Below are 14,678 nucleotides of genomic sequence, written 5' to 3'. Positions count from 1 at the left end.
CTGTAGCGTCCGCCCGCCGTTGGGCAACCCGGCAAACCCGGCGGCGCATCAATCACTGCGAGGACAGATGACCACACCTCACAAGATCGTGTTCGCGAACGAAAAGGGCGGAACCGGTAAATCGACCACCGCCGTCCACGTCGCGGTCGCCCTTGCCTATCAGGGCGCAAAAGTCGGCGCGATCGATCTCGATCCGCGCCAACGTACCTTCTACCGCTATTTCGAGAACCGGCTGGACACCGAGAAACGCCGCGACATTGAACTGCCCGGCGCTGCCGTAGGCGTGTTTGGCGGGCCGAGCGTCGAGGCTCTCGACGAAATGGTCGCGGAAATCAGCGAAGGGCTCGATTTCCTCATCTTCGACACGCCGGGCCGCGACGACAAATATGCGCGTCACGTCGCGACGCAGGCCGATACGCTGGTCACGCCTTTGAACGACAGTTTCGTCGACTTCGACCTTATCGGGCAGGTCGATGCGGAAACGTTCAAGGTGAAGAAGCTGTCGTTCTATGCCGAATTGATCTGGGAAACCCGCAAGAAACGCGGGATGGCCACGGTCACTGAAGGCAAGCGCGAGATGGACTGGATCGTGCTGCGCAACCGCGTACAGCACGTCGAGGCGCGCAACATGCGCCGTATCGACGAGGCCCTGACCGAATTGTCGCGCCGGGTCGGTTTCCGCGTTGCGCCGGGCCTGTCCGAACGCGTCATCTATCGCGAACTGTTTCCTTCGGGGCTGACGCTGCTCGACAAGGGGCACCTGGGCGATCTGGCCACCAGCCACCTCGTCGCGCGGCAGGAACTGCGTGCGCTGGTGAAGGGGCTGAACCTGCCGATGCCGGAAACCGCAAACGCGCAGGCCAAGGGCGATGCGGTGGATCAGGCCGCATGATGAAATTCGTCATCCTCGTCGTGGTGGCGGGGATTGCCTTCCGGATGCTTTTCGGAATCTGGCCCTGGCAGATGTGGGCCGAGTCCGAAAAGAGCCAGAAACGCGCGCAGGCCCGCACTTTGCTGGGTGTTTCGCGCGATGCGAGCGCGGAGGATATCCTTGCCGCGCATCGCCGCGCGATCAAGGACGCGCACCCCGATCGCGGCGGATCGAGCGATGCCGTTCACGCGATCGACAATGCGCGTGACTTGCTGCTGGAACAAAGTCGGCGCAAAAACGACTTATAGGGCAGAAGCATAGGGTGCAGTGTCCTGCTGCCCCGGCGCGAACCCGCGACCATCACGACCGAAAGGCCATCCATGAACCACACCTTCGATCCGACCGTCCTGCGCGAATACGACATTCGGGGTATCATCGGAGAGACTCTCGGCCCCGACGACGCACGCGCAATCGGGCGCAGCTTCGGAACGCTGCTGCGCCGGGCAGGGGGCAAGAAGGTCGCGATCGGGTATGACGGGCGCGTCTCCTCGCCCATGCTGGAGCATGCGCTGTGCGAGGGGCTGACCTCTACTGGGTGCGACGTCGTGCGCGTCGGCATGGGGCCGACGCCCATGCTCTATTACGCCGAAGCCTCAGCCGAAGATGTGGATGGCGGCATTCAGATAACTGGCAGCCACAATCCCCCCAATTACAACGGTTTCAAAATGGTATTTCAGGGTCGGCCGTTCTTTGGGGCCGACATCCTCGAGATCGGGACAATGGCCGCGGCCGGTGACTGGCTTGACGGGTCCGGTTCGGTCGAGACCCGGGAGATCATGGCCGAATATATCGAGAGACTCCTCGAACCCATCGCCGGGCTGGACGCTGCCGGGAAGGATCGGCTGTCCACTCTTCGGATCGGTTGGGACGCGGGGAACGGCGCGGCGGGGCCGGCAATCGAACGGCTGGTCCCCAAGCTCCCAGGGGAGCACTTTACCCTCTTCACCGATGTCGACGGGAATTTTCCTAATCATCATCCTGACCCAACCGAGGAGAAGAATCTCGCCGATCTCAGGGCCCTTGTCGCGGAGAAGCATCTCGACTTCGGACTGGCTTTCGACGGCGACGGCGACCGTATCGGTGCGATCGACGGGAAAGGGCGCGTCATTTGGGGCGACCAGCTCCTGATGATTTACGCCGAGGATCTCCTCAAACTCGTCCCCGGCTCCACCATCATAGCGGACGTCAAGGCCAGCCGGGCGCTCTACGACCAGATTGCCGAGCATGGCGGCAAGCCGCTAATGTGGAAGACCGGCCACTCGCTGATTAAGTCCAAAATGAAGGAGACGGGTGCGCCGCTGGCCGGAGAGATGAGCGGGCACGTATTCTTCAAGCACGAATACTACGGTTTCGACGATGCGCTCTACGCAGGCGTGCGCCTGCTCGTGGCGAGCGCGCGGCTGGGCAAGTCGGTGACGCAGCTGCGCGGCGACATGCCCGACATGATCAACACGCCGGAAATGCGCTTCCAGGTGGACGAGAGCCGCAAGTTCGCGGTAATCGACGAGGTGAAGGAGCGACTGGCCGATAGCCCCGACGACGTCAACGACACTGACGGCGTTCGCGTTACGAACGACGACGGCTGGTGGCTGCTGCGCGCATCGAACACGCAGGACGTTCTGGTCGCCCGCGCGGAAAGCGACAGTGAGGCGGGGCTTGAACGCCTGATGGCGCAGATCGACGATCAGCTGGCGCTTTCGGGCCTGAAACGCGGCCCGCAGGCCTCTCACTGATATCGTTCACAAATCAGGGGGCCTGAATGGTGATTCGGGCTTGTGGCGGTCTCGCTTGACAGGACAGGGGCGATTCAAAGCCCAAAAAGTCAGTATGTTGGAACAAGATGAAAAATGATTCATGTTCTAAGTGACTGATCGGGAACGCTTATTGACATCGTTGCAAAAAACGAAAGTCCGGTAGCTATTTTTGCAGTTGCGAGAAGGCTCGCTGCAGTGCACAAAGATCCTGCCTTTCAGGCATCCTCTCCCAAAACTTCATGGCCCGGTCGGCTTGTCCACCGGGCCTTTTTCTTTGCCTGCAAACCTTTGCGGCACTGATTTCCCCCTTCGTTCGTTAAGGTGGGACGATGGCGATTCCCGAAAGCATAGAAGCATGGTTCGAAGGCCGTGGCTGGCGTATCCGCCGGCACCAAGCCGAAATGCTCGATGCCGACGATGCGGGGCAGAGCGCGCTGCTGACCGCCGATACCGGCGCGGGCAAGACGTTGGCGGGTTTTCTGCCGACGCTGGCAGCCTTCACGCCCGAAAGGCTGGATGGCGCCGCGCCCGATGACGGGCTGCATACGCTTTACGTCTCGCCGCTCAAGGCGCTTGCCACCGACGTTCGTCGCAACCTGCTTGTCCCGATCGAGGAGATGGAACTACCCATCCGGGTAGAGAGCCGGACCGGCGACACGCCATCGCAGCGCAAGGCGCGCCAGCGGGCCAAGCCGCCGCACGTCCTGTTGACGACACCGGAATCCCTGTCGCTGCTCCTGTCCTATCCTGAAAGCTTCGTAATGTTCGCGGGGCTGAAGCGCATCGTCATCGACGAGATTCACGCCTTTGCCACCGGCAAACGCGGAGACCTGCTTGCGCTGGCGCTCGCAAGACTGGAAGCGATCGCACCGGACATGCGCCGTATCGGGCTCTCTGCGACGGTCTCCGATCCCGAGCAATATCGCGAATGGCTGGCCCCTTGGGGCGACATCGACGCTGTCAGCCAAGTGATCGGCGAGCCTGGCGCGGAGCCTGTGATCGAGATCCTTCTGCCCGAGGGAGAGCGCATTCCCTGGGGTGGGCACGCGGCGGCTTGGGCCGTGCCGCAACTTTACGAAGAGATCCGCCGTAACCGGACCACGCTGATCTTCACCAACACGCGCTTTCTGGCCGAATACATCTTCCAGCTGCTTTGGGACGTGAATGAGGATGTCCTTCCGATCGGCATTCACCACGGCTCGCTTTCGGTAGAGGCACGCCGCAAGGTCGAGGGGGCCATGGCGCGCGGTGAGCTGCGCGCGCTTGTCGCGACGGCCAGTCTCGATCTTGGAGTGGACTGGGGCGATATTGACTGCGTTGTCCAGATGGGCGCACCCAAAGGCTCCTCGCGCCTGTTGCAGCGCGTGGGGCGCGCCAATCACCGGCTCGACCAGCCGAGCCGCGCGATTCTCGTCCCCGGCAACCGGTTCGAGTTCCTCGAGGCGCAGGCGGCCAAGGACGCGGTCGAGGAAGGCGTGCGCGATGGTGAGGATTTCCGCCCCGGCAGCCTCGATGTCCTCGCCCAGCACGTGATGGGCTGCGCCTGTGCGGCGCCGTTTCGTGAAACGGACCTGCTGCGCGAGATACGCTCGTGCCACCCCTATGCCTGGGTGGACGAAACTCTGTTCGACCGCGTCGTCAATTTCGTGGCCGACGGCGGTTATGCCCTGCGCGCCTATGATCGGTTCAAACGCATCACGCGTGAGCCAGACGGGGAAGGCGGTTTCGTCTGGCGCCTGACGCACCCCGAACAGGCCGCGCGGCACCGGCTGAATGCGGGTATCATTATCGATGGCGAGATGCTGACCGTGCGGTTTCGCAACGGGCGCTCTCTAGGCAAGGTTGAGGAACGCTTTGCCGCCGCCCTTCGCCCCGGCGACACGTTCCAGTTCGCGGGCATAAGCCTTGAGGTCGAAAGCCTGAAGGAGAGCGAAGTGATCGTTCGCGGCTCCAAGAAGTCGGTGATGATCCCGTCCTATGGCGGTGCACGCATGCCGCTTACGACCCATCTCGCGGATCGCGTGCGCGAAATGCTGGTCGACCGGCCGGGGTGGTCGCGGTTCCCGGATGACGTGCGCGAGTGGCTGGAAGTGCAGGACTGGCGTTCGCACCTGCCGGAGCCGGACGAGCTGCTGGTCGAAAGCTTCCCCCACGCCAAGCGCGAGTACAGCGTGTTCTATACGTTCGAGGGCTGGAACGCGAATCAGTCGCTGGGTATGCTCATCACGCGGCGGATGGAGGACAGGGGGCTGTCGCCGTTGGGCTTCGTGGCGAACGACTATTCGCTCGCGGTCTGGGGGCTGAAACCGATCGAGGACCCGGCGTCGATTCTATCGCCCGACATCCTTGCCCACGAATTCGTCGACTGGGTTCAGGAATCGCACCTGCTGCGCCGCGCATTCAGGGAAGCCGCCGTGATCGGCGGGCTGGTCGAACGCCAGCAGCCGGGAAAGCGCAAGACCGGCAAGCAGGTCACTTTTTCGACCGACCTGATCTACGATGTGCTGAAGAAGTACGAACCGAACCATGTCCTGATCGAAGCCGCCTGGGCCGAAGCGCGGACGCGGATGACCGATATCGGCAGGCTGGCGGGCGTGCTCGACCGCGCGGCGGAGCAGACCGTCCACGTGCAGCTTGAACGGGTGAGTCCCTTGGCCGTACCGGTCATGGTCGTCATCGGTCGCGAGACTCTTCCCGCAGGCTCTGCCGATGACGAACTGTTGCTGGAGGCCGAGACGCTTGGCGGTGTCGCCATGCGTCCCGACGATCCGGTCCGCGGATAGCCTTCGAGGCTAGTTGGCGCTCACCATTGCGTTGACGCCCTTGGGTCCGCTTTCGAACTCACGAAAGCGTTCATTGCCGACAAAGCCGAATTTCGTCGCGCCCGACTGTCGTATGGTGCGCAGCACCTTGGCCGACGCGTCATAGCTTGCGGCCTCGGCCGGTTCGAACTGAAGTTCGGGTTCGGGGTTGAGCAGGAGCGACTGGTCGATCGTCGCGGCAAGACCCTCGCGGGTTACTTCGGTGCCGTTCCACAGGATCCGGTCGTCACTGGTCAGCACGACCTTGTTCTTTACCGGTGACAAGGGACCGATAACGGGGGCGCTCTTCCCCGGCAGGTCGATCGGTACCTGGTGTGTCGCGATGGGAATCGTGATGATGAACATGATGAGGAGGACGAGCATGACGTCGATAAGAGGCGTCGTGTTCATTTCCATCATCGGTTGCGAGTCGGCATTCAGGCTCAGGGCCATGGTCTCACTCCCACTCTTGCTGGACGGGAATCGTACCACCGAATTGCCGATCTGTGAAAAACACCTGTTATGAAACGAAAAAGGGCGGACCTTGCGGCCCGCCCCTGATCTGGTTTCCCCTTGTGCTTCCCTTACCGGGTGCTTGTCGTGGGGTTCACGCCCTTGGGGCCTGCTTCGAATTCACGGAACTGTTCGTTACCGACGAATCCGAACTTGGTAGCGCCCGAGCTCTTGATGATCCGCAGGACCGAAGCCGAGAGGTCATAGCTCGCGAATTCTTCCGGCTGGAACTGGAGTTCCGGTTCGACCGGAAGCGCCAGCGACTGCTGAAGCGTTGCGACGAACTGGCCTTCGTTCAGCGGAGTGCCGTTCCAGAGGATCTGGCCGTCCTGCGTGAGCACGACCTTGTTCTTGATCGGGTTCACATCGACGTTCGAGGGAACGTCGCTGGGAGCCGGGAGATCGATGTTGACCGCGTGAGTCGCGACCGGGATCGTGATGATGAACATGATGAGGAGAACGAGCATGACGTCGATAAGCGGCGTCGTGTTCATTTCCATCATCGGCGAGCCATCATCGCTGCCGCCTGACATTGCCATTGAATGTCTCCTTTATCTTGCTTGCCGCGATCAGGCGTTCGGATCGACCGGGGTCGAAATGAAGCCCACCGTCGGGTAGCCCGCGGACTGGATCTGATAGATCGTGCCGGCAACACACTTCCACGGCGTGTTGACGTCGCCGCGGATGTGAACCTGCGGAATCTTGTCCGGATCGTCGACCAAAGCATCGGGGCCGCCTGCACGTTCGATGATCGCGTCAAGGCGATTGAACGAACGGTCATAGAGTTCTTCCGAACTCACCGGAGTTGCGCCCAGGTAGATGCGGCACTGGCCATCGCGGCTGGCACCGGAATAACCCGGTTCGCCGGGGCTGATGCCATTGGCATCCGTGGCGCTGATCGACACAACCAGGTTCTCGACCTTGTCCTTGGATTCCTCGGACGCGAACACGGGCATCTTCATCTGCTCGATCGACTGGATCGCGACCGGAACCGCGATCAGGAAGATGATGAGCAGCACCAGCATCACGTCGACGAGCGGCGTGGTGTTGATGTCGGACATCGGGGCTTCGTCGCCACCGGATCCCATCGCTATCGCCATATTCTCATCCTATCTCGTAATTGCTCTTGCGACTGCCCGGAGCATTCCGGGCCGACTTCCCGCGGGGCGGGAAATCCGTGCCTGGCGAGGCGAACCCCGCCAGGCGGAACGGATGCTTACTTCTTGACCTGTGCGCCGGCAGCGGTGGTCGCCGGAGCAGGCTTCTTGGCAGGAGCAGCAGCAACGGCCGGCTTCACGGCGCCCTTCGAGTTGATGTTCGCGAGAACGTCAGTCGAGAAGCCCGAGAGCTGCGCAGCGATCTTCTTGTTGCGAGCCTGCAGGTAGTTGTAGGCAAGCACGGCCGGAACTGCGACGAGCAGGCCAAGCGCGGTCATGATCAGTGCTTCACCGACCGGACCTGCGACCTTGTCGATCGAGGCCGAACCGGCGATGCCGATGGCGATCAGTGCGCGGTAGATACCGACAACCGTACCGAACAGACCGATGAACGGCGACGTCGCACCGACGGTTGCAAGGAACGGCAGACCGCCAGCGAGCTTGGCGTTAATGGCAGCTTCCGAACGAGCGAGCGAGCCGTGGAGCCAGTCGTGGGCTTCGAGGCTGTCGGTCATCTTGGCGTGCTGTTCTTCGGCGGCGATGCCGTCGTCGACGATCTGGCGATAGGCCGAGTTCTTTTCGAGCTTCGTTGCGCCTTCACGCAGCGAACCTGCACGCCAGAACGAAGTGCGGACTTCGTTGCCCTGACGCAGGATCTTGTTCTGTTCGATCCACTTGACGAAGAGGATGTAGAACGAGCCGAACGACATGACGCCAAGGATGGCAACAGTGGCGTAGGCGATGAAACCGCCCTGTTCCAGAGCTTCGGCGAAACCGAATTTGTTCTGCGGGGCCTCGGCGGCCGCGGCCATGATTTCGATGAGCATTACGGGATATCCTTCAACAAAATTGGCTTGATAGCTTTAAATTCGTGGGGTGGTGGCGGGCCCGAGGGATTGGGCCCGCACCGTTATCAGTTGAGCTGGTAGACGATCGTAGTGCTCCACTGCGACGTGATCGGGTTGCCGGCGTCGTTGAGAGCCGGGTTGAACCGGGCGTAGCGACGCATACCGTCACAGGCGCCTTCGTCGAGCGAGCTGGAGCCGCTGGAGCTGGTGATCGAGCAACCGCTTACGCGGCCGTCGGTGCCGATGGTGACGCGGACGCCGACGCGGCCTTCCTCGTCATTGCGAAGCGCACGGCTCGGGTATGCTTCCTGAATACGGCGGGCCCAGCGGGACTGACCGTCAGGCGACACGCCACGGGCCTTCGAAGGCTGCGCGGGCGGCGGCGGCGGAGCCGGCGGCGGGACCTGCAGCACGGGCGGAGCCGGCGGCGGGATGTTGGGGATCGTCTGGATCTGCGGAGCAGGCCGCGTGATCGAGACGGCCGGCGGCGGAGCCACGGGCGGCGGCGGCTGCACTGGCACATTGTCGGGCGGCGGCGGCGGCGGCGGTGGCGGCGGCGGCGGCGGCTCGGAAATGTTAACCGCAGTCACTGTCTCTTTCACCTTCTCGATCGCCTCGTAGGCGAGTCCGGTGACAAGAGCATAGAGAACCGCGATGTGAATCAGCGCAACGATGATAATCGCGGTAACCTTGCTACCGCTCATCTGTTGGTCAGCGTAGGCCATTCAGACGGATCACTCCAATAAACTTACAGGCTTGCCCTTGCAGGCGCACCCTCACAAACGCACGATCCGGCACAGCCGATGCCGAACCGTATCGCCCCAATTTTTTTCCACCCTGCCGGAAGTTCCGGATTGCACACTGCCGGTAAGGTTTTTTGACCGCATAGCGAAAAAACTCACCGTTGAACGCGCATTCGAATGTGGCCGGGTCAGTGCCCAGCCTCTTTTTTTTGGATTGTTAGCGGGCTTGGGCCCTACGTGCAATTGCTTTGTCGATTAAGGACCGATTCACGAACTTTCTCGTTTCATGGAATTGGTTGTGCAATTTGCAGCGCGCCGCAGTCTCCCGAAGGAATGCATGCGGCCGACCTATGACAATGGCGAGGTAAGAATTCGATGGTGAAGGCACGCAAACTGGTTCCGGTTCTGGCCGCCGCGATGCTGGCAGGGGCAGGTGCGGGCGCCTTCGTGCCGGTGGCGGCAAGTGCGCAAGGGACTGTCGATTCGCAGGCGCTGATGCCTTATGCCGACCTCGCCGATCTGGCCGATGCGGCGCAGCTGGTTGCCGTCGTCACCGTCAAGAAGGCGGTCGAGCTCGACGCCGACCGCACCGGACCTGTCCGCAACGGCTGGACCCGCGCCTATGTCGAGGCCGACACGAAAAGCCTGCTTTCGGGGAATGCTCCGATCGGGGCCAAGGTGAAGTACCTCGCCGACATTCCCCTGGACGCAAAGGGCCGCATGGCGAAGATCAAGAAGCGCGACATGGTGCTGTTCGCCCGCCCCGTCGCGGGCAAGCCCGGCGAGGTCCAGCTGGTCGCGCCTGACGCGCAAGTGCCGATCGAGATCGTCGGTGATACCCGCCTGCGTACGCTTCTGGGCGAGCTTGTCACCCCCGATGGCGCGCCTGTCGTGACGGGTGTTCGCGACGCGCTGCATACGCCGGGCAACCTTGCCGGTGAGGGAGAGACGCAGATCTTTCTGAAGACAGAGGACGACTCGCCTGCCTCGATCGCCGTAATCCGCAGCCCCAACCACCCCGTCCGCTGGGGTTTGTCGACGGGCGAACTGGTCAATCCCGATGCCCGCCCGCCTGCGAAGGGTACGCTGGCGTGGTATCGTCTGGCCTGCGCGCTTCCGGCACAGCTTCCGGCATCGGCCCAGATCGCGACCGATCCGTCGCTGCGCCGTGCGGCCGCGCAGGACTACGCCGTCGTCATCGAACAACTGGGCAACTGCGGGCGCAAGCGCGTCTTCTGACCTTGCCTGCGCCAAACCCCACCCCTGCGCCGAAACCCGCGCCATTTCGTTGCGCGTGAGAGCCGGTTCGTGACCATTTAGTTGCGCTAGCCTCTGGCCAATCGCGTCGCTGTCGCTTAACGGGCGCGGCGAACAGCGAAAGACGAGACCGTGAGCGAAGCGATGAAGACCGAGCCCCTGCGCCTGGCCCTGGCGGGCCTTGGAACCGTCGGTGCAGGCGTGATCCGCCTCATCGAGACCAATGCCGACCTGATCGAGCGGCGCTGCGGGCGTCCCTTGCGAATCGTCGCCGTCAGCGCGCGCGACCGCGGCAAGGATCGCGGCGTCGACTTGTCTGGCTATGCCTGGGAAGACGACATGACCGCGCTGCCCGAGCGTGACGATGTCGACGTTATTGTCGAACTGGTCGGCGGGTCGGACGGTCCGGCGCTGACCCTGGCGCGCAAGGCGGTCGCCAATGGCAAGGCCTTCGTTACTGCCAACAAGGCGATGATCGCGCATCATGGTCTGGGTCTTGCGCGCGATGCGGAAAGCGCTGGCGTGCCGGTACGTTTCGAGGCGGCGGTCGCGGGCGGCATTCCCGTCATCAAGGGCCTGCGCGAAGGCGCGGCCGCGAACGAGATCGAGCGCGTCTACGGCATCCTCAACGGCACCTGCAATTACATCCTCTCCACCATGGAGGACACGGGCGCCGACTTCTCCAAGGTCCTCGCCGAGGCGCAGGCCATGGGATATGCGGAGGCGGACCCCACGTTCGACATCGACGGTATCGATGCCGCGCACAAGCTGTCGATCCTTGCCTCCATCGCGTTCGGAACCGAACTCGATTTCGCGGCTGTAACCACCGACGGCATCCGCCGCGTTCTGGCTTCTGACATCGCACAGGCCGATTCGCTGGGCTATGTCATCCGCCTGCTCGGCATGGCGCGGGTAGAGCCGAGCGCCGACGGCGTGAAGCACTTGTTCCAGCGCGTACACCCCTATCTCGTGCCCAAGGACCACCCGCTTGCCCATGTCGATGGCGCGACGAACGCGGTCGTCGCCGAAGGCAATTTCGTGGGCCGGCTTCTGTTCCAGGGGGCGGGCGCCGGTGACGGACCCACGGCCAGCGCGGTCGTTGCCGACATCATCGACATTGCGCGTCTGTGGGAGAGCGAGAACGAAATCGATCCGCCGTTCTCGATCCCCGTCAGCGAACTGGACGCCAATGTCCCTGCCGAAACCGGCAACCACAGGGGCAAGGCCTACTTGCGCTTCATGGTCAACGATCGTCCGGGCGTGCTGGCCGAACTGACCGCCGCGATGCGCGATGCCAATGTCTCGATCGAGAGCCTGATCCAGAAGGGCGCCAAGGATTCGGGCTCCGACGACGGGTCGGTCATGGTCGCCATGGTCACGCACGAAGGCGAGGAGGGCTGCGTCACCCGCGCGCTGGAACTTCTGGCCGACAGCGACAGCATCACGGCAGAGCCGCTGGTGATGCACATCCTTCGCCAGTAGGTACCGTATTGCCGCGAGGCTGCAACACACCGCACCTATCCGCGGCGGCGATGCAGCGACGCGATCGTCTCGACATTGCGGGGGGCTGCGGCTAGTCCCTTCGCAACTGCAAAATTGCCAACGATCCTTCCGGGGGAAAAGAATTGCCTAAAGCCAGTGACGTCCTCGATCGCGTCCTCGTCCTCGAAATGGTCCGCGTGACCGAAGCGGCGGCCATCGCGGCCTCCTACCTCATCGGTCGCGGCGACGAGAAGGCGGCAGACGCTGCCGCCGTCGAAGCGATGCGCAAGGCATTCGACGAACTTTACATGGACGGCACTGTCGTCATCGGCGAGGGCGAGCGTGACGAGGCCCCGATGCTCTACATCGGCGAAAAGGTCGGCGGCGCGATCGGCAAGGGCCCGAAGATCGACATCGCGCTCGACCCGCTGGAAGGCACGACGATCACCGCCAAGGCCGGCCCCAATGCGCTGGCCGTTCTGGCCGCCGCCGAAGAAGGGTGCCTGCTGAATGCGCCCGACGTCTACATGCAGAAGATCGCGATCGGCCCCGGCTATCCCGAAGGCACGATCGACCTGACCAAGAGCGCCAGTGACAACGTGCGTTCGCTGGCCGCGGCCAAGGGTGTCGAACCGCACCAGATCATCGCTTGCGTGCTGGATCGTCCGCGCCATGCCGAAATGATCGCCGAACTGCGCGAACTGGGCTGCGGCATCGTGCTGATCCCCGACGGCGACGTTGCGGGCGTTATCGCCACCACCGATCCCGAAACGACGATCGACATCTACATGGGTTCGGGCGGTGCGCCGGAAGGCGTTCTGGCCTGCGCGGCGCTGCGCTGTGTCGGCGGCCAGTTCCAGGGCAAGCTGCTGTTCCGCAACGACGATGAACGCGCCCGTGCGCGCAAGTGGGGCATCGAGGATCTCGATCGGATCTACAATCTCAGCGATCTGGCCAAGGGCGACTGCATCTTTGCCGCGACCGGCGTGACCGACGGTTCGCTGCTCGACGGCGTGAAGCATCTGAAGGGCGGCAAGTTCACGACCGAGAGCGTCGTGATGCGCGCCTCCTCGGGCACGGTCCGCTGGGTCCGCGGCGAGCACCACACCGGCGACTGAAGGCATTATCGGGAAGCGGGCGTGAGCGAGGAGATCCTCACGCTTGTCCCCGATGCCGAAGTGGCGCGGCACCGCGCCGACGCGGCGTTCGAGACGATCGCCGCGCACTTGCGCGCGGTCCTGCCCGTTACGTGTGAGATCCACCACGTCGGCGCGACTTCGGTGCCCGGCTGTCTCGGCAAGGGCGATCTTGACATCAATGTGCGCGCGCCCCGCGCCGATTACGCCGGGGCCGAAGCCACGCTGGCCGCGCTCTATCCCCGTAACGACGACAATGCCTCGCTTGAGGACATGGCATCGTTCGAGGACGGCACCTGCGATCCGCCGCTGGGTGTGCAGCTGACCATTGCGGGCGGCAAGTGGGACGTGTTCACCGCATTCCGCGACGCGCTTTGCGCCGATGATGTCCTGGTCGGCGAATACAACGCGATCAAGCGCCGATTCGACGGCAAGGACATGGAGGCATACCGCGCTGCCAAGGCTGACTTTGCCGACTACGTCTTGGCGCGGGCAGGCCGCTAGGTGGGCAAAATGCCGCCTTCGTCCACCGGTTGGGCCCTTGGCATTGTTGCATTTGCGGGACTCCCCGCTAAGGCCCGTCGCGACGGGAATCGGGACATTTCGGGAGTCGTTTGATGAAGATCATGTCGGGCAATGCCAACCTGCCGCTGGCACGCGCCATTGCAGCCTACCTTGAAATTCCGCTGACGGACGCATCGGTGCGCCGCTTCGCGGACGAGGAAATCTTCATCGAGATCCACGAGAACGTGCGCGGCGAGGACGTTTTCATCGTCCAGTCGACGAGCTTTCCGGCCAACGACAATCTGATGGAACTGCTGATCGGCATCGATGCGCTGAAGCGCGCGTCTGCCAAGCGCATCACGGCCGTCGTTCCCTACTTCGGTTACGCCCGCCAGGACCGTAAGCCCGGTCCGCGCACGCCGATTTCGGCCAAGCTGGTCGCCGACATCATCACCCGCGCCGGTGCCGACCGTGTTCTGGCCGTCGACCTGCACGCAGGGCAGATCCAGGGCTTTTTCGACATCCCGACCGACAACCTTTACGCCGCGCCCGCGATGGCGGCCGACATCCAGGCCCGCTACGGCGATCAGGAACTGATGGTCGTCTCGCCCGACGTCGGCGGTGTCGTCCGCGCCCGCGCGCTGGCCAAGCGTCTCGACAATGCGCCGCTGGCCATCGTCGACAAGCGCCGCGACCGTCCCGGCGAATCGGAAGTCATGAACATTATTGGCGACGTATCAGGCCGTCACTGCATCCTGATCGACGACATCATCGATTCGGGCGGCACGCTGTGCAACGCGGCGCAGGCCCTTCTGGACCAGGGTGCCAAGTCGGTTGTCGCCTACATCACCCACGGCGTGCTTTCGGGCGGCGCGGTGGCCAAGGTGTCGAACTCGGCGCTGACCGAACTGGTCATCACCGACACGATCCAGCCGACCGAGGCGGCCAAGGAATCGGACAAGATCCGCGTCCTTTCGATCGCGACGCTGATTGGCGAAGCCATTCGCCGTATTGCCGACGAAAGCTCGGTTTCCTCGCTCTTCGATTGAGGATAGCCTCTCCCTTTCCTTGGGAAGGGGAGAGTTCCATGAAAAAGGCAATCGGGCAGGTCTGCCTTGCCGCGGCGGCGCTTTGCGCGTCGCCCGCTCTGGCGCATGATGATTTGACGGGGGGTGACCACGAAATGCCCGCCGGTTCGAACGAGATGCTGCGCGCCCCGCTGTCGGGCGCGCCCGATCTCGAAGTCATCATCTCGGACGTGGTGATCCCCGCTGGCGCGCAGGTGCCGCGCCATTATCACCCCGGCGAGGAGTTCCTCTACGTGATCGAGGGGAGCGCGACCCATGTCGAGGAAGGCCAGCCGGACCGCCCTTTGAACGTGGGCGACAGCTACGTCATCGCCCCGCGCCGCATCCACGAACCGATTGGCGGGCCGGAGGGCGCGCGGGCCATCGTCTTCCGCGTCCACGTGAAGGACCAGCCCGAACGCGTGCTAGTCCCGCGCGAGGAAGCGAGCGTGCCCGCCGAATAGCGCCGCAATTCGCTTGACCGG

The 14,678-nt window shown here is 63.3% G+C and carries 15 protein-coding genes; 10 read left to right on the top strand and 5 right to left on the bottom strand.

What is annotated here, in order from left to right:
• Positions 1-67 precede the first annotated feature (67 nt).
• The 4 genes from A9D15_RS15230 (at position 68) to A9D15_RS15215 (ending at position 5,468) form a co-directional block, all read left to right on the top strand.
• The gene (locus A9D15_RS15230) at positions 68-892 is read left to right on the top strand and encodes a division plane positioning ATPase MipZ (RefSeq protein WP_066766519.1); all 825 of its coding nucleotides are present in this window, start codon (positions 68-70) and stop codon (positions 890-892) included.
• Positions 889-1,179, top strand: a complete 291-nt coding sequence (locus A9D15_RS15225; protein ID WP_066766516.1) for a J domain-containing protein — start codon at positions 889-891, stop codon at positions 1,177-1,179. Before A9D15_RS15230 ends, A9D15_RS15225 begins: the two co-directional genes overlap by 4 nt.
• A gap of 72 nt (positions 1,180-1,251) precedes the next feature.
• The gene (gene pgmG / locus A9D15_RS15220) at positions 1,252-2,664 is read left to right on the top strand and encodes a phosphoglucomutase/phosphomannomutase PgmG (protein WP_066766505.1); all 1,413 of its coding nucleotides are present in this window, start codon (positions 1,252-1,254) and stop codon (positions 2,662-2,664) included.
• 350 nt (positions 2,665-3,014) lie between these two features.
• Entirely contained in the window at positions 3,015-5,468 is a 2,454-nt protein-coding gene (locus tag A9D15_RS15215; RefSeq protein ID WP_066766502.1) for a ligase-associated DNA damage response DEXH box helicase, read from the top strand.
• A gap of 9 nt (positions 5,469-5,477) precedes the next feature.
• Here the strand turns inward: A9D15_RS15215 and A9D15_RS15210 are convergent, their stop codons facing one another.
• The 5 genes from A9D15_RS15210 to A9D15_RS15190 all read right to left on the bottom strand — a co-directional run bounded on the left by A9D15_RS15210 (position 5,478) and on the right by A9D15_RS15190 (position 8,708).
• Complete coding sequence (locus tag A9D15_RS15210; RefSeq protein ID WP_066766499.1) at positions 5,478-5,939, bottom strand: ExbD/TolR family protein; 462 nt, start codon at positions 5,937-5,939, stop codon at positions 5,478-5,480.
• Between the two features lie 131 nt (positions 5,940-6,070).
• Positions 6,071-6,538 carry an ExbD/TolR family protein gene (locus A9D15_RS15205; protein WP_066766496.1) on the bottom strand — a complete coding sequence of 156 codons (468 nt, stop codon included), beginning with the start codon at positions 6,536-6,538 and terminating at the stop codon, positions 6,071-6,073.
• Positions 6,539-6,568: 30 nt separating this feature from the next.
• Positions 6,569-7,099, bottom strand: coding sequence for an ExbD/TolR family protein (locus A9D15_RS15200; RefSeq protein WP_066766493.1), 531 nt, complete (start codon positions 7,097-7,099; stop codon positions 6,569-6,571).
• A gap of 116 nt (positions 7,100-7,215) precedes the next feature.
• The gene (locus A9D15_RS15195; protein ID WP_066766490.1) at positions 7,216-7,983 is read right to left on the bottom strand and encodes a MotA/TolQ/ExbB proton channel family protein; all 768 of its coding nucleotides are present in this window, start codon (positions 7,981-7,983) and stop codon (positions 7,216-7,218) included.
• Positions 7,984-8,069: 86 nt separating this feature from the next.
• Complete coding sequence (locus A9D15_RS15190) at positions 8,070-8,708, bottom strand: TonB family protein (RefSeq protein WP_229660334.1); 639 nt, start codon at positions 8,706-8,708, stop codon at positions 8,070-8,072.
• Between the two features lie 414 nt (positions 8,709-9,122).
• Between A9D15_RS15190 and A9D15_RS15185 the strand changes: the two genes are divergently transcribed.
• The 6 genes from A9D15_RS15185 (at position 9,123) to A9D15_RS15160 (ending at position 14,657) form a co-directional block, all read left to right on the top strand.
• On the top strand, positions 9,123-9,986 hold the full coding sequence (locus A9D15_RS15185) for a hypothetical protein (RefSeq protein WP_156521812.1): 864 nt from the start codon (positions 9,123-9,125) through the stop codon (positions 9,984-9,986).
• Between the two features lie 162 nt (positions 9,987-10,148).
• Positions 10,149-11,486, top strand: coding sequence for a homoserine dehydrogenase (locus A9D15_RS15180; protein ID WP_066766978.1), 1,338 nt, complete (start codon positions 10,149-10,151; stop codon positions 11,484-11,486).
• Between the two features lie 143 nt (positions 11,487-11,629).
• Positions 11,630-12,604, top strand: a complete 975-nt coding sequence (gene glpX, locus A9D15_RS15175; protein WP_066766485.1) for a class II fructose-bisphosphatase — start codon at positions 11,630-11,632, stop codon at positions 12,602-12,604.
• Between the two features lie 21 nt (positions 12,605-12,625).
• Complete coding sequence (locus tag A9D15_RS15170; RefSeq protein ID WP_066766483.1) at positions 12,626-13,126, top strand: GrpB family protein; 501 nt, start codon at positions 12,626-12,628, stop codon at positions 13,124-13,126.
• 113 nt (positions 13,127-13,239) lie between these two features.
• Positions 13,240-14,175, top strand: a complete 936-nt coding sequence (locus A9D15_RS15165) for a ribose-phosphate pyrophosphokinase (protein WP_066766481.1) — start codon at positions 13,240-13,242, stop codon at positions 14,173-14,175.
• 38 nt (positions 14,176-14,213) lie between these two features.
• Complete coding sequence (locus A9D15_RS15160; protein WP_066766479.1) at positions 14,214-14,657, top strand: cupin domain-containing protein; 444 nt, start codon at positions 14,214-14,216, stop codon at positions 14,655-14,657.
• Positions 14,658-14,678: the final 21 nt, after the last annotated feature.

It is taken from the genome of Croceicoccus pelagius (assembly GCF_001661915.1).
Classification (GTDB): domain Bacteria; phylum Pseudomonadota; class Alphaproteobacteria; order Sphingomonadales; family Sphingomonadaceae; genus Croceicoccus; species Croceicoccus pelagius.
The sequence above is the reverse complement of the archived record's forward strand: the minus strand, read 5'-3'. Positions and strand labels throughout refer to the sequence as shown.